Here is a 1,164-nt window from a genome sequence, read left to right as displayed (position 1 = left end):
CCCCCCCCACCACCACCCGTTGCCTCTATCGATCCGTCCGGGTTGACGATCTCGACCAGCTCGTACTCAGCTGGAATCTCCGGCGGCTCGCCATAGACCGGCTCGACTTCCTCAGCTGTGTTTACTCCAGCCACGGCCTCCTCGACCACCTGCTTGTGTTGCGGTGCGATCCCCAGCGACCCCATCACGTTCGGCACCGAGTCCGGCACCCCGTGCGCCTCGACGTACTCACGAACCTGTGACCGAGCCTCTGCCGCTGCCGGTGGCTCGCCCGTCCGGTATCCGACCACGTACTCATGACCACCATCAGCGACCGCCTGCTGGCCGTCAGACGACGACTGTGACGACAGCCGGTACTCTGCTATCGTATCGGCACCGATCCCAACAGCAGAGCCACAGCGAGCACACACGACGTTACCCTTCCCGTCGTACTTCAGGCGGTGGCCGTGCACTCGCTCCTTGTCCTGAAGGCATAGGTCCGCTTTCGCGGCATCATTGAAAACTTGCGAGCGAGCGATCCTCTGCCGGTTCTGCGCCCACTCGATAGCTGCGAACGCCTGCATTTCGACCGGCATCTCCATCATCGGCGTGTCCTCCTGTAGCCGAAGGTACTCCGTCGCGTATCCCGCCGGTTCCTCCAAGTCTAAGCGCACCTCTATGGCCTTCTCGCGGGTATGAGCCTCTGGTTTCGCCAAGTCACACGCTTCGATGTGCTTCTCAATCGCCGGGTAGAACGTGTTCTCCAACACAGCCACGATCTCGTGGTCCGTGTCGAACGTGTCGCGTAGCCCTGTTGCCTGCAAGTCGATGTAAATAGCATCGTGACAATGCACGTAACAGGCGTTCTCTCCCGGATTCTCAGCATCCAACCCGTGCACGTCGTCACCACGAACGTACCCCCACTGTTCAGACTCTAAGCCGAGATGGTACTCCGCTGCGTTCCGCACCACGTCGTACACGTCACCCTGCGACCACGTGCGGGCCACGCGGTCGCCGTGATCGACCGGCGGCACCCGCTCACCGTCCGGCTTCGATGAACCCGTCCGCGTGAGCATGATCGTAGCGACGTCGCCCCATTCGCCCTCGACGTGCTCGCCGGAGCGAGCACTGTCTTCGCTCTCCGGGTACGTCCCACCCATCAGTTGCCGCTGAAACGCCGCGTTC

General features: G+C 62.4%; 1 pseudogene. It reads right to left on the bottom strand.

Going from position 1 to position 1,164, the window contains the following annotated elements:
• A pseudogene (locus C482_RS02445) lies at positions 1 to 1,164 on the bottom strand (hypothetical protein); the annotation flags it as partial.

The sequence above is a fragment of the Natrialba chahannaoensis JCM 10990 genome (assembly GCF_000337135.1).
Classification (GTDB): Archaea; Halobacteriota; Halobacteria; order Halobacteriales; family Natrialbaceae; genus Natrialba; species Natrialba chahannaoensis.
This window is presented reverse-complemented; position numbering and strand designations above follow the sequence as displayed.